The 25,362-nt window shown below is 38.3% G+C and carries 24 protein-coding genes; 15 read left to right on the forward strand and 9 right to left on the reverse strand.

Annotated elements, in window-relative coordinates:
• Positions 1–48: 48 nt before the first annotated feature.
• Together BMY14_RS15670 and BMY14_RS15675 are read right to left on the reverse strand one after the other, a co-directional pair.
• The gene (locus tag BMY14_RS15670; RefSeq protein ID WP_019553643.1) at positions 49–1,254 is read right to left on the reverse strand and encodes an MFS transporter; all 1,206 of its coding nucleotides are present in this window, start codon (positions 1,252–1,254) and stop codon (positions 49–51) included.
• Between the two features lie 262 nt (positions 1,255–1,516).
• The gene (locus BMY14_RS15675; protein WP_091833835.1) at positions 1,517–2,413 is read right to left on the reverse strand and encodes a LysR family transcriptional regulator; all 897 of its coding nucleotides are present in this window, start codon (positions 2,411–2,413) and stop codon (positions 1,517–1,519) included.
• Between the two features lie 321 nt (positions 2,414–2,734).
• On the opposite strand from BMY14_RS15675, the gene BMY14_RS15680 reads away from it, so the two are divergent.
• Complete coding sequence (locus tag BMY14_RS15680) at positions 2,735–3,916, forward strand: SAM-dependent methyltransferase (RefSeq protein WP_091833838.1); 1,182 nt, start codon at positions 2,735–2,737, stop codon at positions 3,914–3,916.
• A 219-nt stretch (positions 3,917–4,135) separates the two neighbouring features.
• A complete protein-coding gene (locus BMY14_RS15685; protein WP_091833841.1) occupies positions 4,136–4,801 on the forward strand; it encodes a VgrG-related protein in 666 nt (221 codons plus the stop codon).
• On the opposite strand, the gene BMY14_RS15690 is transcribed toward BMY14_RS15685, so the two are convergent.
• Entirely contained in the window at positions 4,787–5,482 is a 696-nt protein-coding gene (locus tag BMY14_RS15690) for a VIT1/CCC1 transporter family protein (protein ID WP_091833843.1), read from the reverse strand. The two genes, BMY14_RS15685 and BMY14_RS15690, sit on opposite strands and share 15 nt — an antisense overlap.
• Before the next feature lie 394 nt (positions 5,483–5,876).
• Here BMY14_RS15690 and BMY14_RS15695 point away from each other — a divergent pair, with 394 nt between their 5' ends.
• The 9 genes from BMY14_RS15695 (at position 5,877) to BMY14_RS15735 (ending at position 15,315) form a co-directional block, all read left to right on the forward strand.
• Positions 5,877–7,142 (forward strand): HAD family hydrolase, encoded by a 1,266-nt coding sequence (locus BMY14_RS15695; protein ID WP_091833846.1) that lies wholly within the window; start codon positions 5,877–5,879, stop codon positions 7,140–7,142.
• Positions 7,143–7,565: 423 nt separating this feature from the next.
• Positions 7,566–8,864: a flagellin lysine-N-methylase gene (fliB, locus tag BMY14_RS15700; RefSeq protein ID WP_091833849.1), complete on the forward strand. Its 1,299-nt coding sequence runs from the start codon at positions 7,566–7,568 to the stop codon at positions 8,862–8,864.
• A 168-nt stretch (positions 8,865–9,032) separates the two neighbouring features.
• The gene (locus tag BMY14_RS15705; RefSeq protein ID WP_091833852.1) at positions 9,033–9,389 is read left to right on the forward strand and encodes a MerR family transcriptional regulator; all 357 of its coding nucleotides are present in this window, start codon (positions 9,033–9,035) and stop codon (positions 9,387–9,389) included.
• 18 nt (positions 9,390–9,407) lie between these two features.
• Positions 9,408–10,196, forward strand: a complete 789-nt coding sequence (locus BMY14_RS15710; protein ID WP_091833855.1) for an amidohydrolase family protein — start codon at positions 9,408–9,410, stop codon at positions 10,194–10,196.
• Positions 10,197–10,346: 150 nt separating this feature from the next.
• A complete protein-coding gene (locus BMY14_RS15715; RefSeq protein WP_091833858.1) occupies positions 10,347–10,778 on the forward strand; it encodes a VOC family protein in 432 nt (143 codons plus the stop codon).
• Positions 10,779–11,078: 300 nt separating this feature from the next.
• On the forward strand, positions 11,079–12,248 hold the full coding sequence (locus BMY14_RS15720; protein WP_218144920.1) for a methyl-accepting chemotaxis protein: 1,170 nt from the start codon (positions 11,079–11,081) through the stop codon (positions 12,246–12,248).
• 187 nt (positions 12,249–12,435) lie between these two features.
• Positions 12,436–12,717: a hypothetical protein gene (locus BMY14_RS15725; protein WP_091833861.1), complete on the forward strand. Its 282-nt coding sequence runs from the start codon at positions 12,436–12,438 to the stop codon at positions 12,715–12,717.
• Positions 12,718–12,836: 119 nt separating this feature from the next.
• Entirely contained in the window at positions 12,837–14,765 is a 1,929-nt protein-coding gene (locus BMY14_RS15730; protein ID WP_091833863.1) for an HD domain-containing phosphohydrolase, read from the forward strand.
• A 94-nt stretch (positions 14,766–14,859) separates the two neighbouring features.
• Positions 14,860–15,315, forward strand: a complete 456-nt coding sequence (locus tag BMY14_RS15735; protein ID WP_091833866.1) for a hypothetical protein — start codon at positions 14,860–14,862, stop codon at positions 15,313–15,315.
• Between the two features lie 213 nt (positions 15,316–15,528).
• On the opposite strand, the gene BMY14_RS21265 is transcribed toward BMY14_RS15735, so the two are convergent.
• The 6 genes from BMY14_RS21265 to BMY14_RS15755 form a co-directional block, all read right to left on the reverse strand.
• On the reverse strand, positions 15,529–15,705 hold the full coding sequence (locus BMY14_RS21265) for a response regulator transcription factor (RefSeq protein WP_483878442.1): 177 nt from the start codon (positions 15,703–15,705) through the stop codon (positions 15,529–15,531).
• Between the two features lie 26 nt (positions 15,706–15,731).
• Entirely contained in the window at positions 15,732–16,196 is a 465-nt protein-coding gene (locus BMY14_RS15740) for a response regulator (protein ID WP_483878441.1), read from the reverse strand.
• Positions 16,190–16,687, reverse strand: a complete 498-nt coding sequence (locus BMY14_RS20920) for a sensor histidine kinase (RefSeq protein WP_245741448.1) — start codon at positions 16,685–16,687, stop codon at positions 16,190–16,192. The genes BMY14_RS15740 and BMY14_RS20920 overlap by 7 nt, the downstream gene beginning before the upstream one ends.
• Positions 16,660–17,658 carry a HAMP domain-containing protein gene (locus BMY14_RS15745; protein ID WP_245741449.1) on the reverse strand — a complete coding sequence of 333 codons (999 nt, stop codon included), beginning with the start codon at positions 17,656–17,658 and terminating at the stop codon, positions 16,660–16,662. Before BMY14_RS15745 ends, BMY14_RS20920 begins: the two co-directional genes overlap by 28 nt.
• Positions 17,659–17,660: 2 nt before the next feature.
• Positions 17,661–18,608 carry a substrate-binding domain-containing protein gene (locus BMY14_RS15750; RefSeq protein WP_342741774.1) on the reverse strand — a complete coding sequence of 316 codons (948 nt, stop codon included), beginning with the start codon at positions 18,606–18,608 and terminating at the stop codon, positions 17,661–17,663.
• 240 nt (positions 18,609–18,848) lie between these two features.
• The gene (locus BMY14_RS15755) at positions 18,849–20,198 is read right to left on the reverse strand and encodes an MFS transporter (protein ID WP_091833873.1); all 1,350 of its coding nucleotides are present in this window, start codon (positions 20,196–20,198) and stop codon (positions 18,849–18,851) included.
• Between the two features lie 300 nt (positions 20,199–20,498).
• Here BMY14_RS15755 and glpA point away from each other — a divergent pair, with 300 nt between their 5' ends.
• The 4 genes from glpA (at position 20,499) to BMY14_RS15775 (ending at position 25,334) form a co-directional block, all read left to right on the forward strand.
• Positions 20,499–22,112, forward strand: a complete 1,614-nt coding sequence (gene glpA, locus BMY14_RS15760; protein WP_091833876.1) for an anaerobic glycerol-3-phosphate dehydrogenase subunit GlpA — start codon at positions 20,499–20,501, stop codon at positions 22,110–22,112.
• Positions 22,112–23,380, forward strand: a complete 1,269-nt coding sequence (gene glpB, locus BMY14_RS15765) for an anaerobic glycerol-3-phosphate dehydrogenase subunit GlpB (protein WP_091833878.1) — start codon at positions 22,112–22,114, stop codon at positions 23,378–23,380. The genes glpA and glpB overlap by 1 nt, the downstream gene beginning before the upstream one ends.
• 4 nt (positions 23,381–23,384) lie before the next feature.
• Positions 23,385–24,599, forward strand: coding sequence for an anaerobic glycerol-3-phosphate dehydrogenase subunit C (locus BMY14_RS15770; RefSeq protein WP_091833881.1), 1,215 nt, complete (start codon positions 23,385–23,387; stop codon positions 24,597–24,599).
• 153 nt (positions 24,600–24,752) lie between these two features.
• Positions 24,753–25,334 carry a TetR/AcrR family transcriptional regulator gene (locus BMY14_RS15775; RefSeq protein ID WP_091833884.1) on the forward strand — a complete coding sequence of 194 codons (582 nt, stop codon included), beginning with the start codon at positions 24,753–24,755 and terminating at the stop codon, positions 25,332–25,334.
• The last annotated feature ends 28 nt before the right edge of the window (positions 25,335–25,362 follow it).

Raw genomic sequence — 25,362 nt, forward strand, 5'->3', positions numbered from 1 at the left:
GTAAGAACTTTTAAAAATTTTATAGTACAAATTCTTATTTTTAAATTGTTAATTCGCCATTTCACTACGAATACGAGCGAATTCTTTACCTGCTTTCTTTCCGTATAGAACATAGTATAGAACAATGCAAGCTAAAGCAATGATAGCTGTTAGCATATATATTCCAGGAAAACCGATCATAGGTCTTAAAAAGCCCAAGAGAAATGGACCTACACCCAAACCAAAATCAAGAGCCACAAAATAAGTTGATGTAGCAATACCCATGCGGTGGGCTGGCGATAACTTGACACAGACTGCCTGTCCGTTCGACATGAAAGTACCATAACCCAGACCGACAAAAGCACCTGAAAGTAACATTAAAAAACTGCTTTGTGCCTGACTTAACATATATAAACCAATCGCTAAAAAAATATAGCATGGATACAAAACGAAATTTTCACCTTTTCTGTCAAATAAAATACCGGTAAATGGTCGTGAAACCGTAATGACGAGAGCATAAACAACAAAGTAAAATGTACCGGCTCCTACAAGATTTATTTCTTGGGAATAAGCTGCTAAAAAGCTCAAAACGCTGGAATAACAAAGTCCCATAAATACACCGACGCTCGCAATAGACAAAACATTTAACTCGATAAAATTACTAATTTTATACTCGTGCATTTGTGCCGCTTGCTGCGGTGTAAGTTTAATTTCGGTAATATCCAGAAAGAAGCATACCAGAACGCAAAGACCCAATAAAACGGCACAAAAAATGAAAATGGACGTAAAATCAAAATGCTGATTGAGAAACATCCCTAAAAATGGTCCCATCGCGGCGGCTATACTTGTACTTAAGCCATAATAATTAATTCCTTCACCACGACGTTCTGTAGGAATAATATTCGCGATGATTGTACTTGTTGCCGTAGAAGCAATACCATAGCCGATGCCGCTGAAAAAACGAATAACATATAAAATCATTAAGCTGTTGGCACCAAAATAAAAAAGTGTAGTCAGAAAATAAAAAAACATGCCAGCATAAAGCATTTTTTTTCGACCAACCGTTTCAATCGATCGTCCTGCTAATAAACGAGCTAAAAGAGTTCCTAGGATAAAAATACCGGAAGCCAATCCAGCTTCACTGAGGGAAGCATGTAAATTATTCGTTGCAAATACTGTTATAATAACCATTAATAAATAATATACCAAATAAATGAAAAAATTAACAATTGTATCAATCAGAAAATTTTTTGTCCACAAACTAGCTTTAACCATTTTTAAAATCACCCTTATATAAATTTTTCAACAATATGCTTGAATGGGTTCGCTTTTGTTTGAACCTTATCGGGCATTAGAGAATCCATATAATCTAGTGTCTTCTCTATAGGCATTTACTATATACCAAATTTATGCCTTTGTATAACAAAATAAATAGATAACTGTTATAAGTAAAACTAATCTATCCACACTTATAGCAGTTATCTATTTATAGTATTTTTATATGCTGAAACATAATTATATGGTTTTTGTTGAAAACTTAACAAAAGTCGCGATTTAAATTAATAATATAATCAATGAATACCTGCATTGTTTTACTTTTGGGATTTTCTTTTTTATATAAAAGATAAGCTTTTAATTGCAAAGGCGATTCCATTTCATAATAACCGTCTTCAATTTGCAACGCTCGTAAGAGCCTTTTCGGCAGTAAAGCACCAGCCGGATTTTGTTGACAGTAATGAACAATAGCATATGGTGTAGCTAAACGTGCAGCAGCTGGCAATATTTTACGGCTGTGCTGAAAATATTTTTCAATAATCCCATTCATAAAAGAGTGTGATGGGTATTGCACCAGCGGTAAAGTTTCCATTTGCTGCAAGCTCACGGTATTTTTTATTTTTGGAATATTAGGTGCATAGTAAACTACGTCATCAAGGCGAAATAAAACTTTTTCATAATTTTTTACAGTAAGATCTGTTCGCAAAAACGTAGAAACAATATCAATACGATCATCAGTTAAGGACGTCAGAAGATCTTCTTCTTCCATATTATAAACGGTAATTAATATATTTGAATTATTCTCATGAAAATATGAAATATGTTGATTCATCAGTACATCACCGAGTGATGTCAATACACCGATCTTTAATTCCAAAGGTTTTCCACCATTTAAGTGTTGGACATCGTAGATTGCTTCTGCCAGCATTGGCATTATCTGGCTGAGCTTTTTAAAAAAGAATTCACCTTCTGGTGTTAATTTGCTGCCGCGATTGGAACGACTGATCAAATTTACGTTAAGCATGGTCTCTAGATTTTTCATCTGAAAACTAAATGCTGATTGTGTAATATTCGCTTGTTTAGCCGCCAATGTAAAATTACCCACGCGACCATAAATCATAAAATTTTCTAATTGTTGACTACTTGGAATATTACTCATTTTTAAATCTCCATCATCTATATAAATCGATTGGCAACGGTATGTAATTATTATTATTTTACACACGAACAGGTATGATACATAATACTGTATCATACCTATTAAAAAATGAAAAGCTTAATGCAGTGAGAGGGCGATAGTTGTTATTGATAAAATTAATGTAATTCATTTATTTATTTTATTATACATTTTTTTTACTCCTTGCTATACTATTGTTATACCATTAATAAAAAACACCAAAAAATCTTGTAGGTGCAGACGGATGGTAAGCTGTGCTTTAATCAAAAATCAGTTTGGAAATGAAGAAAGAAGTGGACCTGTATGTTTAAGAAAGCAACATTAAAAACTCTTTTTAAATTGTGGGACAAAGGTAGTTTTTCTGTCGTATTTTGGGATGGAGAAGAAGTGTGTTATGGTAGTGAAAAACCTGTATTTAAAATAATATTTCATCAAGCACCAAAATTAAATGATGTGAAAAAAAACCTTATACTTACGTTGGGCGAAGCCTATATGGATGGAGTTATTGATTTTGAAGGATCGCTTGACGATGTCATTGCAACGATGTTCAAAAATAACGGGAATGAAGCGAAAGCGGATTTTCATCTAAAAGACTTGGCGCGTCAGTTAAAAGAAATTGACGAAGCAATAGAAAGTAAAAATATACATAAGCACTATGATTTAGGAAACGATTTTTTTGCCTTATGGCTTGATAAAACGATGTCTTACTCCTGTGCTTATTTTAAGACTGAAAAAGATACACTCGAGCAGGCACAACTGCAAAAAATTGATCATAGCTTAAAAAAATTAAATTTAAACTCAAATGAACATCTTTTAGATATTGGCTGTGGCTGGGGTTGGCTTGCTATTCGTGCAGCTCAACAATATAAAGTTCACGCAACTGGCATTACGCTCAGTAAAGAACAATACGAAGGTGCTCGGTCTCGTGTGCATGAACTTGGGTTAGAGGAACTGGTTGATATTCGTTTAGCAAATTACATGGATATGGATCCGAAGCAAGAACAGTTTGACAAAATCGTCAGCATTGGTATGTTTGAACATGTAGGAAAAAAATATTTACCACTTTATTTTTCTAAAGTGAATGCATTGCTCAAAGATAAGGGCACATTCCTTTTGCATTCCATTATGGCAAATTTTGAATCGCCGACAAATTCATGGATAAAAACATATATTTTCCCAGGCGGCTATGTGCCAACCTTGCGTGAAACCATGCAACTTTTTCCGGAGTTTGATTTTCATGTGCTGCACGCGGAAAGTTTGCGTCTTCATTACGCAAAAACATTGGATTTTTGGAATGCTAATTTCCAGAAAAAAATTCCGCAAGTGCGAAAACTATATGATGAACGCTTCATTCGTATGTGGGAACTTTATTTATCCGGCTGTGCTTCAGCTTTTCGTACGGGGGGAATCGATATTTATCAATGTCTCTTAACAAAAGGGATTGATAATAATATTCCTATGACGGCTGACTATATGTATAAATGAACGAAAAATTTAACTAAGTTTATCAATTTGTCACAAAGAGGACTATATAAGGGCATCGTTTGCTTTTTGCGTAACGTTGCTCAAGAATATAGTCCTCTTTCTTAGTTGTATTATAACATACTTATGGCATGTTACTTCATAAGTAAAGGCGGGAGATTTGAATAAATTCGTTTGTTATTTCGATTAAATCCAAATTTATTTAAAATGGAGGAGTACGAGATGGAACGTTTAGGAGCTTTAAGTGCAAAATATGAAAGTAATGATAATCCTGCGGCGGTGTCGCAGTCGAATGGAGATGGCGGCGGGTGGTCTTATGGAATATATCAGTTTGCCAGTGCTGCAGGAGTTGTGCAGAATTTTATATATTGGTTATGCCAGCATGACGTACCGTATGACGAATATGGCAGACAACTAGCTTCAGCTGGAGATCCGTGCAGTGATCAGTCTTTCGTAGATAAGTGGGAAGATATTGGAAATACGGATGCAGATGGCTTTGTGATGCTGCAGGATGAATATGTAAAACCGCAGTATTATGATGCTGGTGCAGAAAAATTGATCGAATGGTATAATTTTGATATTAGTCAGCACAGTAATGCATTGCAACAAGTTTTATTTAGTAATTGCATCCAGCATGGTAATTACTATGGAGCTCAAGTATTTGGTGATGCCGCAAAATTCGTTGAGAAGGACTTAAATAGTATGAATGAAGCGGATATTATCAACTTTATTTATGAAGTGAAATTAACAGACATGTCTTGGTCAAGTGGCAGTCCTCAATTGCGATCAGGTCTCTTTGCTCGGTGGAAGAATGAGAGAGAAGATGCTCTAGATTTATTAAAAAAGCAAACAGAGTCAGATATTTTTGTTGGATCAGGCTGTAAATAATTGTGCTAGGAAATAAGCTGCTCCGGCAGCGATACCGCCAATTAACGTCGTTTGCAGAGCACTGAGCCAAGGTTTATTCCCGATAAACTGTCCTTTGCAATAGCCGAAGAAAAATAACGTCAATAATGTAATAACAACAGAAAGGCGAAGTGCATCATGACTACTGGAAATCATCATGTAAGGCAATAAAGGGATAATACCGCTGGCGGCATATGCACCTGCAATTGTTGCCGCGCTTTTTAAAGCTCGTTTAGGGTCGGGTTTTTCTAATCCAAGTTCAAATTTCATCATAAAATCAACCATGATTTCAGGGTTTTTCTTCAAAGCGTCAACAATGGGGCGACTTGTTTCTTGCGAAATATGATAGGAATTAAAAATATCAATAATTTCTTGTTCTTCATCTGCAAGGCGGGAGTGCAGTTCACACTGTTCCCGCTTTCTTTCGCTAATATAATGTTCAATTTCACTCCGGGCTGCCAAAAAACCGCCGAGTCCCATAGAAATAGAACCAGCCGCAATTTCAGCAAGTCCGGCTGTGACGACAATACCTGTTCCCGCAACGGCACCAGATAGTCCTGCTGCAAGGGCAAAAGGGACTGTTAAGCCATCTGACATGCCAATGACAAGATCTTTGACTATGTCAGATGCCATAAAATGATTTTCTTTATGAATCGTTTGCAATGTTAGTCACTCCTTTCAAAAGCCAAAGGAAGGGATTTTCCTTATTGTTTTAATGATACTCTTTTTTTCATAATGTTAACAGATGCGTATTTGAAATAAACTCGTAATACGAAGCTTGGCAGGTTTTAGGGTTGCTTTTATACTCTGGCGGTTTTGATAGTCACATGTACTTCTTACACCGTATGATTGTTAAGATATTTTTACATACAATTAACAATTAATTAATAATGATCGGCTTATATCATGCTATACTTTTAAGAGTTTACAAGAATAAGTTTTGCAAGACGTTGAGATATGAGATACATTCATCGTATTGCAAAAGCAAGCTTAATTCTAAAGACTATAGTTAGGTGCAAGCTTTACGTATTATAAAAAAACGGAAGGTGTGATATTTATGTTTAAATTTCAAAAAAACCTACTAATAACAACGGTGATGCTCATTATGGTGATGTTCACAAGCTCTATGGCAAGTGCTGCCGGGCAAGTATTAACGCAAGGAAAATGGGCTCCTGCTACACGGACAGCTATGCAAAAATTTATTGATACGTATGGTACGAAGAGTTCAAATTATAACGCAGCAAAAAAACCTTACGTAGTGTTTGACTGGGATAATACTTCCATTATGAATGATACGGAAGAGGCCTTATTTATGTATCAGATTCAAAACTTGGTCTTTAAATTAAAACCAGAAGAATTTGGCAAGATTGTTACAAAAAACGTTCCGCAAGGTTCATTTAATAAAGAGTACAATAATATGGCAGGGCAAGCCGTAACGCTTGAAGCAGTGAATAATGATTTAATAAGAGATTACACTTTTATTTATAATAATTATGCTGGCATGCAGGGGAAAATGAGTTTGGAAGATATCCAAAAGACAGATCAATTCATGGATTTTCGTGCTAAAATGTGGTATATCTATCAAGCGATTGATGATAAATATACCAGTAAAATAAGTTATACATGGGTGCTCTATTTCTTTAAAAATATGACAACGGATGAAGTAAGCGCTCTCACTGAAAAATCAAATGATTATAATTTAGGACAGGCTATTCGTAAGGAAACTTGGCTGAGTCCTGATACTTTACCTGGCGAAGCTGGTGTGGTGGGCGTTTCCCATACAACGGGTCTTCGTTTAACGGAAGAAATTGGGGATTTAATGAGTACGTTGCGCTCGAATGGTTTTGACGTTTATGTATGTACCGCATCATTGGAAGATGTGGTAGCTGTGTTTGCCACCAATCCGAAATATGGTTATAATGTGGCACGGGAAAATGTAATTGGCATGCAGCTGGAAAAGATCAATAATGTATATCAAGATTCCTACAAAAAAGGGTTAGTACCAACCGGCGAACATGGAAAGACTCTTGGTATCCAACGTGTAGTAGCTGATAAACGCGGTTATGGACCAATCATGGTTGCCGGTGACAGCTCAGGGGATTATAATATGATGACTGAATTTCCTGATACCAAACGCGTATTGCTGGTGAATCGTCTAAAAAGCGGCAGCTTTGGCAAACTTTGTGCCGAAGCAGCAGCTACAATGGGAAATCCTAATGCTAAATTTGTTCTGCAGGGGCGCAATGAAAATTTAGGCCTATGGAACCCGAGTGAAGAAGTTATCAAATTGGGCAAAAATACAGGAGCATTACTTGCTAAATAAATCTTATAACATTTACAAAATTATTACAGTAAAAAGTCTGCAAAGATTCCAACCTGAATCTGCAGGCTTTTTTTTTATTCAAGCAGCAAGCATAGCGAATCGGGTGGATGGGAATTTTGAAAGTCGATTTGACTTTGGGTACATAAAGCTGTAATCTATATTTGAAAATTTATTTGCAAAAAAAGTACTATATATTAACGCATTAAAGAAATTACATCCAGCCTATCAGTCTGCCAGAAATGGGGTGTAGGGCATCGTTTACTTCCTACGTAACGCCACCCCTATACCCCATGCTTGACGGTTGCCATATAAAATGTTTAATGCGTTCTATATAGTTTACTAAATTTTTAGAACGATAGTATGGATATTTTAATATACTAAAATACATTGAGTCGATTTACTGTGAAACTGGAGGCATAAGGTTTGCGAAATAAAGAAGAGAAAACGATGCTGGAGGTTATTGAACCAGACTATATGGCAGAGTTTTCTTGTATTGGGCTGCTTTGCCCGGATACCTGTTGCAGAGGCTGGGATATTGTGATAGATGAAGCCACCTGCGAGCGCTATGAAAAAAGTCATAATGCGGAGTTTAAAGCGATGATCTCGCGTGCAATTGTACACCGTAAAGAAGAGACGGATGAAGGTGAAAAAGATATTGCCTGTATTCGCATGGGCAAGGGAAAGCGATGTCTGTTTTTGTGTAACGATGGTCTATGCATGATTCAGCGAAAAACAGAAGAAACAAATTTATCAGAAACCTGTCGTACATACCCGCGTGTGATTTATATCTGGAATGAAGAATATGCGGAGCGGTCTCTGTGTGTATCATGTCCTGCGGTCGCACGATTGATTTTGGAACGCAAAGAGCCGTTGCGTTTCGTAACCAAAAAAATTGCTGCTTCTGAACTCGATGGATTGCGTATCACAGACAAAAATCAGCGGCTGGAAACGGATTGTCTGCCTTTGCGACGTTTCCTGATCCAAGTTTTGCAGGATCGAAAGTTGTCGCTGGAAAGACGAATAGAACTTGCAAATGAATTTTTTTGGAAGGCAGGTGGTCTTTCAGGACATCATGCAGAAAAGAAATTTAATCATTTGGTCGACTTTTATCAACAAAAGTTAAAAATAGCTGAAACAATACGATCGCAGGACGTGTCTGCTGTGATCAACAATACTTTAATTGTGCACCAGCTTGATGGTATACGACAGTTATTTTTCCAGCGTTTGCAAAATCCGGAACTTCGCCCGTCTTTTCGCCAGCAGTTGAAAACAGTTTTATCACATTGGCAGCTTAACGAAGAATCACAGATTTCTCAAAACAGTGTGCAGCAATACATAGAAGATAAAGAGTTTTACCGACTGTTTTTCCTGCCCCAATATAGTGGCCTTTTGGAAAACTATCTGGTGAATGAAGTGTTTAAAAACATTTTTATTACAGAAGAAGGCGCTCCGTTTTATGTTGAATGGTTCCGGCTGCTTATCCAGTTTGTTATTGTGAGGGCACTGCTAATATCAGCCTTGCCAGAAGATCCGGAGGCTCTGGTGCAGGAACACATTATCGAGTGTATACGGCAGACGAGCCGCGTTATTGGTCACGATGGACTTTATTTGCAGCAAGTGATGAGCCAACTATTTGCGAATCAATTGGAGGAAGCAGCGGCACTGCAAGATTTTTGCAATCGATTGTTAGGTGGAAATAACTTGGAAATAAAAGAAATTTAAAACTGAACGCTTTTGGAGAAAACGCTTTAAAAGATCCGGTGCAGTCGAAATGCTGTTCCGGATCTTTTGGATTGAATTTTAATTTGTAAAATTTTGACGAATAGGCTTGACTATAACATTGATGTTATACTTTATACTAAGAATCAGCCAGAAAAGAGGGGGCATATCTTGTATATTAAAGAATTAGCTAAAAATACCGGTGCCAGTATAAGGTCGCTGCGGCATTATGAAGAGGTTGGTCTGCTCACGGCCGGACGTATGCCGAATGGTTATCGAATATACGATGAAACAGCAATTGATACGGTGAAAAAAATTCAACTGTATTTAAACGTGGGGCTGGGGACCGCTCAAATTAAGGGGATTATGGACTGTCCGACCCTAAAACATTTAGACCGACCGCTTTGTATGGAAGCATATGTCTTGTACCAAAAAAAACTGGCAGAAGTGCAAAAACAAATTGATCTTTTGCAAGCGGTAGCCTATCGTTTACAAGAGAAACTGGATGAGTTTGAACAGAAAAGTTGAGAATAAGGTAGTGATGAAATGATAATTGACAGTCATGCACATGTAGTTTTGCCGAATGAACGGCAAATTGAATGGATGGATGAGGCGGGAATTGATAAGACGGTGCTGTTTACGAGTGTAGTTCATCCCGAAAACGCATCAAGTCTTTTTGAGTTTAAAAAAGAAATGGGAACGTTGTACGATATAATAAACGGAATAAAAAATCCCTTAGAAGAAAGGTTAAAAGCAATAGAGGAACTAAAGTCGGCGATCAAAGAAAACCCTCACCGATATGTGGGGTTTGGTTCCATACCGATGGGTTTATCCTATGAAGAAAATTTAATTTGGATAGAAAAATATATTGTGAAAAATAGCTTTTATGGAATTGGTGAATTGACACCGAACAGCGGGCAAGTCGAATTGCTTGAACCCTTATTTCAGGCATCTGGGAGTACAGGAAACCTGCCGCTTTGGGTACATACCTTTTTTCCCCTGATAGCGCAAGATATCAAAACTTTATTAGATTTGGCTAAACGATATCCAAGTGTGTCGCTGATTTTAGGGCATATGGGAGGTATTCATTGGCTTGACACTTTAGTAGCCTGTAAGGAATTATCTAACGTTTATATTGATTTGTCGGCAACATTTACGACGCTGGCATTAGAATTTGCTATACGTGAATTTCCTGAAAGAGTGTTGTTTAGCTCAGATGCACCATATACTTCACCACTATCAGCAAAAATCAATATAGAAACTCTGATAAAAGATAAAGGACTGTGCCAACAGGTCTTGGGCGGGAATATAGCAAATCTCTTACAGATATGTTAGAGATTTGTGTAAGTACCGCCAGCAACAGGCAAGGGAAAAGTGAGGAAAGTCCCATTACCTAAATATGACAAAGGATGTTATAATATTGTACTAGATTCGGTATTGATTTCTGTTGTTAAATTCAGCGTATCTAAAAGAGGAGGTTTTGACATGAATAGAATGAACATTATTTGCTTAGGTGTAAGAAATATGGAAACGTCAATTAAATTTTATCGTGATGGTCTTGGTTTTAAAACAAATGAAAAAAGCAACAATCCCGAAGTGATTTTTTTTGATGCATCTGGAACAAAACTTGAATTATATCCATTGACATTGTTAGCAAAGGATATTAATGAAAAGACTCCACCTGAAATAGTGAATGGTTTTGCCGGAATTACTCTTGCATATAACGCTAAAAGTAAAACAGAAGTTTGTGAAATTGTTGAATTAGCAAGAAGATCAGGAGCAAAAATTGTAAAAGAGCCACAAGATGTTTTTTGGGGTGGTTACCATGCCTATTTTTCTGATCCGGATGGATACTATTGGGAAGTTGCATGGGGACCAGACTTTACCTTTGATGAAAATGATATGTTGAAATTTTAACATCGTATATTCAAGTAATCAGTATCAAACAAAATAGTTTTTCAGGGCTTTGGTATTTTGCTGAAGCCTTTTTATATGTATATAAAGAAAATAATGAGATAATAGCATTTAACTAGAAAGGTAGTATTTGCATTTAATTCCAGCGGAAAATGTCTTGTCAATTTCCGCGAGTCTGACAGCTACTTTGCAGGTATCGGGACATGTTTGTCGTATACTATCTTTAGAGATAAAGATAGTGAAGGGACATTAACTGGAACGTATTTTGTTTGAATGTGCATTAGCGAAAGGGAGTTGTTTATTTTGGATCAGACAGATAAGATGCTTCATATCAAATATGTCGATGCGTTAAAAATGATAGCTGCGTTAGAAGTCAATGTAATTCCAGGGGGGGCCGTGTTTCTTTTTATAGAAGGGCGGACGATAAAATGGAAATCTGCTTCCAAAACATTTGACCTGCCGATTTTCAGCGTGGGTTCAGATTTGAAGGAGACAAGTATTGCAGTCAGAGCGATGAATGAACGACGGGTTTTAAGTGAAAAAGTACCGAGATCGGCATATGGAATGCGTTTGACTACCGTTGCTATTCCATTAGTAGATGATGCGGAAACTATAGTAGGGGCTTTTTCAGTCGTTTTACCACGCCTGCATCCGATAGCGAGTGGGTTTTCTGAATTTGCTCCGATCATTGTTGAATTGTTCCCTGAGGGTGCATTTTTATATATGTCAGACTTAACAAAAATTGCTTACATTCAATCATCTCGAAAATTTACATTATCGGGGATGGCAGTTGGATACGAATTGAAGGAAACAGATATTGCTTATAAAACGATTCATTCTGGGACTATACAAATAGTAGAATTGGGTTCGGAACGTTATGGTGTACCAGTTTATATTGCAAATTATCCGGTATATGATGAAGAAAATGGGAACGTAATTGTGGCTACACTAGGCGTTGTTATACCAAAAGCACATGCAGCAAATTTAAAGGATATGTCAGGGAACTTATCGAATAACTTAGCTGGCATATCCACAGCAATTGAACATTTGGCAAAAAGTGCTGCCACGATCAATGAAAATGAACAGGACTTGTATAAATATGTTCAATATGTTACAACAGCTATTGATAAAATAAATACGATTACGGAATTTATTTCATCCGTATCAAATCAGTCTAATATGTTGGGGCTCAATGCTGCAATTGAGGCTGCCCGTGCCGGTGAAATGGGACGAGGCTTTGCCGTTGTAGCCGAGGAAATTAGAAAATTAGCGACACAATCAGGCGAAACAGTATCACAGATTAAAGCACTAACACGAGACATTAAGAAAAATGTAAGCGAAGTGGACAAAAGGAGCAGTACTTCTTTAACGACCAGTCAGGAACAGGCAGCGGCGACACAAGAGATTTCTGCCAGCATTGAAGAGTTGATTCATCTAGCGGAACGATTGAATACACTGGCACAGGAATTATAGGGAAATGCATTCTTTATAGTAGATTCATATCTATTATAGAGGATGCATTTTTGTATTTATCAGTTTTAAAATAGAAATCAAAGACGAACAGTTAAAGGCGATTCGTCCCCTTCTTTTCGCTGATTCTAGCCAGTCTAAAAAATATCAGGTAGTACTTTTTTAGACTGGCAGTAGTTAAAAAGCAGGAATGTTTAAAAAAAATATCGAAATTATTATGTATAATAAAAGTGCTCATATAAAAAATTCAATAGGCATGGAAATTTGCTTAACTGCTGTTCACAAAGTATTAATATGCCATGACGAAAAAATTTTGGCTGAGGTCAAGGCTGGTGAAGGCGCTGCCTTTTGTTTTTCTCCAGGCAAAAGAAAGGTGAGTAAACATGGGATTAAGAACTATTCTATATGTCAATGCGAGCCATCTGAATGGCTTATATTTTTTACTAATTCTAAGAATAACCTTAAATTTTAACAAAATAACAGGGAATGTGATTCTTTTTTTTAGTAAAAGAAAAAACTTTGTTAACGTTTATGAATTTGCTGCGAATAAATGTGTCATAAAACAAGTTGGAATATTTCGAGGGTCCGATCATGAAGAAGACTGACAAGAAATGTAAATTAAAAATACTTTGCTTGGAAGAGTCTCTGCTCAATGCTGATTTGATACAAAAATACTTAAACGAAAATTCAGACTATTCTATCCAAATGGATATGGTTATTAAGGAGAAAGAATTTGTTGACGCAATATCAACGAAAAAATATGATCTCATCCTTTCTGATTTCATGTTGCTTGGGTTTAATGGGTTTATTGCACTAAAACATGTTAAAGCTATATGCCCAGCTACCCCCTTCATATGTGTATCTGGGCTCATTGGAGCCGGTATAGCAGTGGAACTTTTAAAACAAGGTGCTACAGATTATGTTTTTAAAGACAAACTGGGACGATTGATTTTTGTTATAGAAAGAGCATTAAAAGAAAATGAAGAAAAAGAGAAATTGGCTGCAGAGCTAGTTATTGCGAATAAAGAGAAAGCAGATCGAGCCGCAGAATTAGTCATTGCGAATAAAGAGCTTGTTTTTCAAAATGAAGAAAAAGAAAAACGAGCCGTAGAATTATTTATTGCGAATAAGGAGCTTGTTTTTCAAAATGGAGAAAAAGAAAAACGAGCCGCAGAACTGGTCATCGCGAATGCAGAGCTTGTCTTCCAAAATGAAGAGAAAGAAAAACGAGCCGCAGAGTTAGTTATTGCAAATAAAGAACTTGTCTTTCAAAATGGAGAAAAAGAAAAACGAGCTGCTGAGTTGGTTATTGCGAATGAAGAGCTTGTCTTTCAAAATAGGGAGAAAGAAAAACGGGCAGCAGAGCTAGTTCTTGCAAATAAAGAGAAAGTAGACCGATCCATAGAATTAGTCGTTGCAAATAAAGAAAAAGCAGACAGGGCTGCAGAGCTGGTCATTGTCAATAAAGATTTGATTTTTCAAAATAAAAAAAATTCATATTTAGGTTTTCATGACCAACTTACTGGACTCTATAATCGTAGATTTTACGAAGAAGAGTTAAAGAGACTTGATACAAAAAGCAACCTTCCACTGACCATTGCCATGGGGGATGTGAATGGGTTAAAACTTGTCAACGATTCCTTCGGACATGCCATGGGTGATGAACTACTTAGGAAAGTGACAAAAGCGATTGAGAACAGCTGCCGGGCGGATGATATTATTGCCAGACTGGGTGGAGATGAATTTGTTATTATATTACCTAAAACAACTGGTTTTGAAGCAAAGATGGTTATTAAACGCATTTGGGAACGGGCCGCAAAAGAAAAAGTAAGTTCTCTTAATGTTTCTATTTCATTTGGTTATGCAACAAAGATGAATGAGAAAGAAAACATTCAAGAGATATTCAAAAAAGCTGAAGACCACATGTATAAACACAAAGTTTATGAAAGTTCAAGTACGAGGAGTACGACAGTAGACCTTATAATAAATACGCTGTATGAAAAAAATAATAGAGAGATGCTGCATTCGAATCGAGTCAGTAAGCTTTGTGAAGACATCGCAACTAAAATGAATTTTGATAAAGACGATATCAATAAAATTAGAACAGCCGGACTTATGCATGATATCGGTAAAATAGGAATTACGGAAAGTATTCTTAACAAGTCTCAAAAATTAACGAATGATGAATGGACTGAAATGAAAAGACATCCTGAAATAGGGTATCGTATATTAAGTTCTGTCCATGAGTTTTCCGAGATAGCGGATTATGTTCTTGAACATCAAGAAAGATGGGATGGAAAAGGGTATCCTCGGGGCCTTAAAGGTGCAAAAATCTCAATACAGGCTAGGATTATTGCCATCGCTGATTCTTTTGATGCCATGACTACTCATAGGGCTTATGGCACAATTTTAAGTGAAGAAGAGGCCATAGACGAAATAAAAAGATGTTCCAGCGCACAATTTGATCCTACAATTGCAAGAATATTTATTGAAAAAGTTTTGGGAAAAGAGTGGAAGTAATTTTTTTGCTTATTAATGGAGCGATATCAACGATAAATATAGTGACGGATCAAAAATAATAATAAATGGAGTTATTAAAAGGAGATATATTTTTATGGGGAGTATTAGTGGAATCGGCACCACGGGTGGTGCTATGTGGGATAATGACAACAAGAGCACCACAACTTCGAGTGATAATAAATGGGCGAAGGAACTTCAGAAGATTATTGATGGCACTTCTACCAGTAGTGGCAGTAGTAGTAACAGCGATGGCAGCAAGACGACAATTCAACGTACTGTAGTTATGGGACCCGATGGGTCTATGACGGTTACTCTTACACAAATAACTACAGCAGCAAACGGAACTCAATCTTCAAAAGTGCTCAGTACAACAAAAACAGGTGGGTCCGCTGCTTATGTTGCAAGTGAAAAATCTGGCAAGGATGCTTTAGCTAACAATACACAAGCGCAGGGAAGCATGTGTGCAATATCAAATAGTGATCGCAATGAATATGATAAAAATAGTGATATCGGTGCGTATCTTTCAGGTGCGGTTTTAAAAAATAACTAATGGATTTAAAAAGAAAGTTTCCGATTTTCTAGAATCTAAATACTAGTTTATAATGAAATCTTATAAAAAAGATATTGCTCAAAAACCCTCAAGTGTAGAATAATAAATCTATACTTGAGGGTTTTCACATGTCTGGAAAGAAAGATATAGTAGACTAAATGGTTTTAAAGGCATTTGCTATATGGGGAAGTTTTGTGAAATAGTTAGTTTCTTTCATAAATCATCATGTTTTGGTAATAACATTTTGTGCTTTAATGCATAGTCAACCAGTTCGCTTTTTTGTTTGCAGTTGAGCTTTAGCATCAGTCTGGTCTTATAGGTACTGACTGTCTTGATGCTCAAATACAGCATATTTGCTATTACACCTAAGGAGTAGCCGTGAACGAGCAGTTCAAAAACTTCCTTTTCGCGTTTGCTTAAAAAAACGGTTGCTCATCGAGTAGATCTACTGGATTATTAAAGAGCTTATCGAGCAGAATTTGAGTATCTTGTTCACTCAAATAGCGTGCCCCCCTTGCAACAGTCCGTAAAGCTTCAAAGAGTTCTGTGTCAATTGAATTTTTCGCCAAATAGCCACCGGCTCCCAGCTGCATTGCTTCTTTTATATAATGATCATCCTGGTACATCGTCAACACGAGAACTTTAATAGGAAGCTGCAATTTTTTTATTTCTTTTAAGCATTCTAGACCGCTCATAACTGGCATGGACAGATCCAAAATCAAGACATCAGCTTCTGTATGCTCTAATATAGCAAGAACCTCCTGCCCGTTTGCCGCCTCACCAACAACCGTGAAATCTGCTTCGTTATCCAGTAGGAGTTTCAATCCCGTACGCAGCACTGCATGATCATCGGCTAATATAATTCTTAACTTTTTCAACATTCTTCACTTCCAATCGGTAATATAACAGTAATTCTAGTCCCGTTACCAGGCGTAGAGTCAATGTTTAGAACGCCATCAAGCAATTCTGCCCGCTCCTGCATGCCAAATAACCCCAAACGATTCTTACCACGGGCAATTTCCACGGCATTTTCGCCCATGCCCTGACCATCATCTTGAATCTGCATATAGATACTGCTGTCAACCTTTTTTATCATAATATATACATTGTGTGCGTTGGCATGCATAACAATATTTGTCATGCTTTCTTGCAGAATACGATATAATGATACCGCTGTATTATTTGACATATTCAACTTCTCCAAGGGCGGAGTAAATTCGACATTTAGCGAATTTTGATTATTAAAATTTATGATATATTTTTCCATAGCTGCTACAAGACCGAGATAATCTAGTTCTGGTGGTCGCAATTCCACTGCCATTATTCTGATTCGTTCCAGAACATTTACCGTGACGGTGCGAGCATCAGCCAACAGCTTTTTTGTTCTGCGGTGGTCATTTTTGAATGCAGGACCTTTATATAAGCCAGCAATGAAACCATACACTGTCCGGTTTCATCATGCAGTTCTCGCGATAAACGTCGCTGCTCATCTTCCTGAACCGTAAAAAGATTCCGTATCAAAGATACCCGCATTTCTTCTTTGGCCTGTACCTCTTTTAGCAGACGATAATTTTCCCGATTCTTTTTCCGCAGGCTGTGTGCCATGGCGTTAAAAGCCCGTGCCAGATTGCCGATTTCATCGGCATTTTGACCCTTTATCCGCACATTATAATCACCTTGCTGTATTCGGTGGGATGATTCCAGCAGCACGCGCAGCGGCTTCACGATCAAGTAAGAAAGGCGCGTCGCACCAATCGCCGCCAAAAGGCTAACGAATAATACAGTTAAAATAATTTCCTTGATATTTTCTGCCAGCAGTCCCTGCATAATCTTTTCCGACAAACCGATTCGAACAAAACCGATATTCCCCTCTTCAATTGGAAATAAAATTTCTCGAATCTCACCTTCATTACTCTGTAGGTTCTTAATCCAAAGTTCATTGCCATACTGAACGGACAGTTCTTCGGCTACGGGTAAACGAACGTTTGCGAGTCCTTTTGGCAGGCTGTTTCTCAAAGTACTGGCGAGAATTCTGCCGGATGAATCCGTAATAAGTATATAACGGACCTCGGCATTATTGTTCTTGGTTTTATTTAGTCGATCAGAGATATCAAAATAATTTTCAATCAAAATGTCATTACTGCTTAGAGCTGCAATAGAGTTACCAATGTCAATGCCACGCTTGTCAAGCTGTGTTCCCAAAAGATGCGAAGTAGCATTTAGCATTATTATGCTAATTACAATACCCGATAACACAATCATTCCAATGACCAAAATATTAATTTTGTAATATAAACTAAAACTATTGATTTTTTCTCTAAACTTAGCGATTTTTATTTTCATAACTATATAGTAGTCCGATCATAAATTTTCTTCAATGGAATATAGCGTTCTGGCTGCGGTGAAATAAAGCGGTCTATCATCAGCTTTTTCATTGCCTGTGCGGTATCAGGATCTTGATTCATTTCTAAAAATATTTGTCTCAGCTGTTCAATTTGCTCCTGCGGAAGATCCTTGCGTACAACGACAGGTCCAGTCGGAGCCGCATCAAGCACTGAAATAATTCGAATATTATTTGTAATTTCCGGGTGCTTAATTTTGGCATAGTCGTAGATTTGACTATCAATGCTTGCTGCATCAGCTACATGATGAGCAACGGCCCAAATGGATTTATCATGATTATAGGTATAAAAATATCGCTTGAAATATCGTTCGGGGTTTGTTCCCTGTGAATGAAGCATATCTTCAATGATCAAATGCCCGGAAAAACTTAATGGATCAGTGAAGGCAAAGGTCCTACCAGCCAAATCCTCCACAGAATATATATTGCTGTCTTTGTTAACAATTATATAAGGACGGTATACAATTTCATCATCCAGTGCTGCCATAGCTAGTATATCAATGTCATAGAAACCATGGTAAGACACATAGGAGCCCGTTGAAAGAAAGGCCATATCTGCTTCTCCGTTTGACAAAAGTTTATTCACTTCCATATATGTTTTGCGCTGAATTAACACAGTCGGATGACCGGTAACCGTTGAGATTCGCTGCGCAAGGATTCGATAACAATCTATTGTCTCTTGTGGTGAAATCACAGCTGCCAGTGCAATAACCAAAGGTCGCTGCTCATTTTTCACAGTTATATCATCTTGTACCATTGGTTGGCTTTTATTAAAATCAATATAATCTTCAGACTGCGTCCTATTACATCCCGATAAACTAAATAAACACAGAAAACTGATTAAAAGGAGGGGAAATTGCCGATATATCATATTCTTAAAAATTCCTTTCATAACATTACTATGCGAAATCTGAGTAACTAGTATAACCCGATAACATAGGATTAGGCTTATTATAACAAAAATACCCTGTAAAAGCATCTGCTTGCTTTTGTTTTGACGTTTTCATCACTAATTTTGCCCGTGAAATACTGGGAAACACGAAAAATCGATAGGTACACATTTTTTAATAGTTTCTTAACATACAAAAAACGGTCAGCTTTCGCTGTCCGCTTTTTGTATAAAATGGATGATTTATATGATTTCTTTTGGTTTGGCATTCCATACCAATAATGCCAGTATGCAGGAAAGAACCGCGGCTCCAACCCAGAATTCACCAGCTGTAGTGAAGTCATAAATTTTTTGACCATCAACAATTGTCATATTTGCATTGATTAAGTAACCGCTGACGCCTTCTTGGATTGCGGCACCAGCATAACTGAGCAGGCCAATCATTCCCATGGCGGCACCAGTAGCACGTTTCGGTACGATGTCAACAGCCATTAAACCGCCGAGGTAGCAAACCAGTGCGCCCATTACCCAGCCATATAAAGAAAGGCTGAACATATCCATGGCAAAGCTTGGTGGAGCCCAAAGGAAAAGCATAACCGCTACTGTATATAAAATACCATAGATTAAAGCTGGTTTGTTGCGTTTGTGGTTAAAAAATTTATCCGATACCAAGCCACAAGTCATAGCACCAAAGATACCGGCAACCTGCATAACCCCGAGAACACTACCAGCACCAACGGTCGAATAGCCTTTTTCTGCTGTCAGGTAGATGATGCCCCAGCTTTCAATTGCATAACGAGTGATATAGCAGCAAAGGCTGGAGAGTCCAAGAATCCAAACTGCCGGATTTTTAACAACTTCCCATTGGAGTTGAGCAACCGTTTTATCAGTTTTGATTTCTTCTGGAGCGATATCACCTTTATATATTTCAACATTCGGCAGTCCATTTGTTTCTGGACGATCATGCATGCAAAGAAGAATTATTAATGAACCAATCATACATACAATTCCTGGAATGATAAATCCCATCTGCCAGCTATACGAAGTTACCAAAACTGCTGTAACGATATATGTAAAGGCTGCTCCTATATTATGGCTCGTAAACCAAATACCATAATATGTGCCTCGTTCTTTATTGGTAAACCATTGGTTTAAAGCCACGATACAAGGACCGGCACCGAACGACTGGAACCAGCCGTTTATCCCCCAGAGAACAACGAGTGGTGTAAAACTGTTGCAAAAACCCATCGCCGTGCTGGCTACGGAAGACATCAATAATCCGAAAGCAAAGAAACGTTTGTTATTGAAACGATCCGCCAAAAAACTGTTGGTAAACTTACCAAGACCATACGTAATAAATAAGGCGGAACCCATAATACCGAGCTGCTGTGCATCGAGAATACCTAAAGTAAGCAACTGTTTTTTGATTACTGAAAAATTAAGACGAAGTACATAGAATAGACCATATCCGATTGTAATTGAGCCGAATACCTGCCACCGCATTTTGTTAAACTTTGTTTTGATTTCGTTTGGATCTTTGATTGGTGCAATATTTGCGCCAGTTTTAAAGAAATCCCAAATAGCTCCTAACATGTAAAAACCTCTTTTCTATTTTTTCTTTTTGGCATAGCAGACGTGTTTGGTGTCTGCTAATCTGCCGTTAAGCATAATAAGTCTTCGTATATATTATCCTTATTTCAAAAAAATAAGGATAGCGGATATAGTCTGATTTTTGTAGGAAAAACACCTACATTAATAAAGTGTTAAATTCCTACAAAAAATAGAGCTTTTCTGCTACAGAAAAAATCAGTCAAATGTTATAATTCTTTCAGTCAATTTGTAACAGTTGAATATAAACATGAACCTTAAAAATAAGAGGAGGACGAAATAAATATGGAAAAGGCGACCGTAATTGTAATTGGTGGCGGGGCCACTGGGGTAGGAATACTTCGCGACTTGGCAATGCGCGGCGTAGATGTAATGCTGCTTGAAATGCGTGATATGGTGAACGGCTCAAGCTCTCGTTATCATGGCTTGCTGCATAGTGGCGGACGGTATGCCGTAAAGGATGCGGAAGCAGGGCGTGAATGTATTGAGGAGAACAGGATTCTGCGTAAGATTGGTAAACATTGTGTTGAAGCGACAGAAGGTTTCTTTGTACGCTTGCCGGAAGATGATCCTGCTTATGAAAAAGAATGGGTAGAGGCTTGTAAGAATATCAATTTGCCGGCAATCCAAATTGACCCGATAGAAGCCTGGCACTTGGAACCGAATTTAACACAGCGTGCACAGGCTGTATACCGTGTACCGGATGCTGCTATCGATGGATTTCGTATGGCTTGGCAGAATGTTGAATCTGCAAAACGCTACGGTGGCCGGGTTAAAACGTATACGGAAGTTATTCGTGTGAATTCTTCCAACGGTCAGGTAACCAGTGTTACGGTACAGGACTATTTTACAAAACAAAAATATGATATCGAATGTGATTTTGTCGTGAATGCTGCCGGTCCTTGGGCCGGGAAAGTTGCTGGATTTACTAATATTCCAGTCAATGTACAGCCAGACCGTGGCACTTTGATCGCTTTTAACCACCGCATTACAAACCGAATTGTCAACCGTTTACATAAATCATCTGATGGTGATATTTTTGTACCGCATGGTTCAATTACAATTCTTGGAACGACATCTAAGTCCGTTGAGTCGCCAGAAGATACACAGGTAACAACTGCTGAAGTTGAATACTTGATGCGTATCGGCGAACTTACATTTGAAAATCTACGTGGCTTTCGTATTTTGCGTGCGTTTTGTGGTTCTAGACCACTTTATACGGCGGATGCTGGAGCGAAAGGTCGTGGTGTATCGCGTGGATTTGTCATCCTTGACCATGAACATGATGGACTTAGAGGCTTTGCTAGTATTTGTGGTGGTAAGTTTACGACTTATCGCTTAATGGCTGAAAAAATGGCGGATCTCGTCTGTGGATATATCCATAACACGATGGTCTGTCGTACAGCAGAAGAAGAACTCGTGCCAGATATCGATATAGCTGATATCAAAGAAGCACGCAAATATTTCCCATCCTTTGGCGTTAAGCTTGCCGCTTCCCGTTTAGGCGGGCAGAGCTTTAAAAATGTTATAAAACGTATGGAAACGGAGCCTCTGAAGCGAGAAATCGTTTGTGAATGCGAAAATGTAACGATGGCTGAAATCGAAGAAGTGGCAAAGAATGCGGATACGGCTTCTAGCTATACACTCAGCGATATTCGGCGTAAGACGAGAATGGGAATGGGGACTTGTCAGGGCGCATTCTGTACATTCCGCAGTATGGGAATGCTTGCGCAGAACAATCTTGTGAAAGATCATGATACAATCGCAGAAATGAAAGATTTTTTGCAGGCTCGTTATAAAGGCATTTCCCCTGTTATGTGGGGGAATACGGTTCGTGAAGTAGAACTTATGCGTGGTATCTATGACGGCGTATTAAATATTGATGGAGGAATAGATTGATGAAAGCATGTGATGTAGTTGTAATTGGTGGTGGTATCTCTGGGATACTGTCGGCAATTGTTGCAGCAAAAAAAGGGAAATCGGTAACGATGTTTCGCTACGGTTACGGTGCTTTTGAAATTGGTGGTGGCTTAATAGATATCATGGCCTATCCGGACAATAAAAAAGAAAGCAGTTCCTTAAAAAATTGTATAGGTACACTGCCTGGTGATCATCCATACAGTAAGCTTGGATTAAAGCGAGTCGAAGCAGCCGTGAAATTCCTGCTTGAGCTTACGAAAGAGGAAGGCTATGCCTATCAAGGCAGCGTGGATGAACTTCACTGGGTTCCGACAGCTATCGGAACGATGAAACCAACGGGACTTTATCCGAAGTCATTTGATTCACAAATTTTAAAAAACGCCGATACGATTTATCTCGTTAATTTCAAAGGCTTGAAGGATTATTATGCTGAATTGACGGAAAAAATGCTGAAAAAGACGATTGGCAAAGATAAAAAATATGAAATCGTAACAGTAGATCCGCGGATGGAAGAAGCCATCGGTGGTCGTGATGTTATGATTATGGATATTGCTCGCTGGCTCGATAAAAAGGAAGGTCAAAAAGACTGTGCTAATCAGCTGCAAGCTCTTGTGAAGCCTGGTGCTGCCGTTGTATTTCCCCAGGTTCTTGGAACCGTGCCAAGTTATGATGTTTATGACAAAATGAAATCTGCGTTGCACTGTGATATTACCGAAGCTCTGTGTATTCCACCAGCGGCGGCAGGCATGCGTTTGTCAAAACTTCTTCACAATGCTGCTAGAAAATACGGCGTAAGAATTATTGAAAAAGCCAGAGTGAAATCGGCTATCGTAACAGATGATGTATGTGAAGCTGTTGTAGTCAGCGGGGTCGGCAAAGAACATACATATGCCGCTAAAAGTTTTATTTTAGCTACAGGTGGTTATTATAGTGGTGGCCTTGAAGTTCTCGACAACAACAAGGTTCTTGAACCAATCTTTAATTTACCGATAAAAGTTATGTCCCAAAAAGAATACGAATGGGCAAACGTCGAACTTTTTTCTAATCAAAAACAACCGTTTGCTTTGGCTGGTGTTACGGTTAATCATGAGATGTGCCCAGTTGATGAAAATGGTGAAAAGGTATTGAAAAATCTCTTTGTCACTGGACGTAATCTCTGCGGGTATGATTTCTGTTTTGAAAAATCGGGAAATGGTGTAGCACTTGCATCTGCCTATCAGGCTGCTATGTCGGCGATGGAGGTATAATGAAATGGATGAAAAGAAAATAAATTTGCCGGATTGCTGTATCTCTTGTACAGCCTGTATAACGGCTTGTCCGGTAACGGCAGCAACGCATAAATTCCGTGGGCCCAAAATGGTTGGCCCAGCACAGTCGAGACTTTATTTTGCGGATAATGAAATGGATTCGACCCTGTATTTATGTTCCAACTGTAAAAATTGTGATATCGCCTGTCCTTCGAGCGTGCCAATTTCAACAATGAATATGATGGCTCGGGCCAAATATTATGAAACACATAAACACCCGCAGCGAGATGCAATGATCGGACATCCGGAAAAGATGGGTCGATTGCTAGAGGATATTCCGTTGGGAGCTTTTTTTGCTAACATTGGTGCCAGTATTGGTACATCCATTGGGATGGTCAAGGCTATGGGGCTTGCTGATGAGAGACCGTTGCCGAAATTTGCTTCGGAAACCTTTGCTTCGATGCTCAAACGTAAAAAACAGTTGTCTTCAGATAAAAAAGTAGTGTTTTTTCCGGGCTGCGTCATCAACTACAATGAACCACAAGTCGGCATGGACTTTGTTGAAGTAATGAATCAGAACGGCTATGAAGTTCTTTTAGAAGAAGATTTCGTCTGTTGCGGCTCGCCGCTTGTCACTACTGGCTATATGGCAGAAGTTAAAATAAATGCAACGAAAAACTCGCATTTGATCAAAAAATGCATAGACAAAGGATATCCAATTCTTACGATCTGCACGAGTTGCAGTCTAATGATTAAGCAAGAATACCATGAATTATTTCAAGATGAAATTCCGGATGTTGAAGAAAATGCAAAGCATATTTTTGATGCTTCTGAATTTCTTATGGATATCGCACAGCAAGATCAGCTCAACACGAATTTCGGTGCGATAAACCATAAATTTGCCTATCATGCGCCGTGTCATTTGCGTGCACAGGGTATCGGTCTGCCGTCACTCGATCTTTTGCGACTTATTCCCGGGTTACAGATTGATGATCTCGATGCTGGCTGCTGTGGTATTTCCGGGAACTATGGTTACAAAGCCGAAAACTATGAACGCTCGATGAAGATTGGTGAAAACCTATTCAATGCAGTAAAAGAAAGTTGTGTAGATACAGTTCTTACGGACTGCGGTACTTGCCGCAATCAAATTTCTCATGGGGCGCAAGTCAAATCTAAGCACCCAATGACAATTTTGGCTGAATCTTATAAAAATAGCTAAATAGGAATAAACAAAAAAACTTATGCCAGTCAGAGGAACTAGCTACTGATAATTTTTCACTAGAAAAAAACTACTTCCAAGAAAATAAATATGAAAAAATTTATGGACTGATTGATCCAAAATTGTTATACTGATATTTGGGGGATGAAAAAAATGGCAAGACCCAAAGAATTTGAAAGAAAAGAAGCCTTGACTCAAGCTATGAAGATTTTTTGGCTAAAGGGTTATGAAGCTACGAGTCTTCCCGATTTAATAGCAGCAATGGCAATCAGTCGGTCTAGTTTGTATGATACTTTTGGCGATAAAAGGCAACTGTTTTGTGAGGCCATCGAGTATTACGGCACGATGGTCAGGCAACGGCGTAGTGAGATATTGACATCGGCACCTTCTTTGCGAGAAGGCATAGCTTGTTTTTTGCAAGAAATAATAGATATAGCTGTACATGAAGATTATCCAGGTGGTTGTTTTTTTACCAATACGGCTACGGCATTGGTTACAGCTGACCAAGAGATTCGTGAGATAATACGGGGCAGCACCGAAAAGATGGAAGACGAGCTGGCAGCTTTTATTGCACAGTGGCAAGAACGTGGTGAACTTGCTGCTGGGCGGGATGTTCGCTCTTTGGCCAGGTTCTTCGTGGCTTTGGCTACTGGAATGAATGTAGACGCCAGACGGCGTTGTAACCGTGGCGTTTTGGAAGATATGGCCAGGGAGGCGTTAACAGTTTTGAACTGAGGCGTGATATATAGGCATCGGTTTTTTA

Origin of the sequence: Propionispira arboris, assembly GCF_900109225.1 — a bacterium.
Taxonomy (GTDB): Bacteria; Bacillota; Negativicutes; order Selenomonadales; family Selenomonadaceae; genus Propionispira; species Propionispira arboris.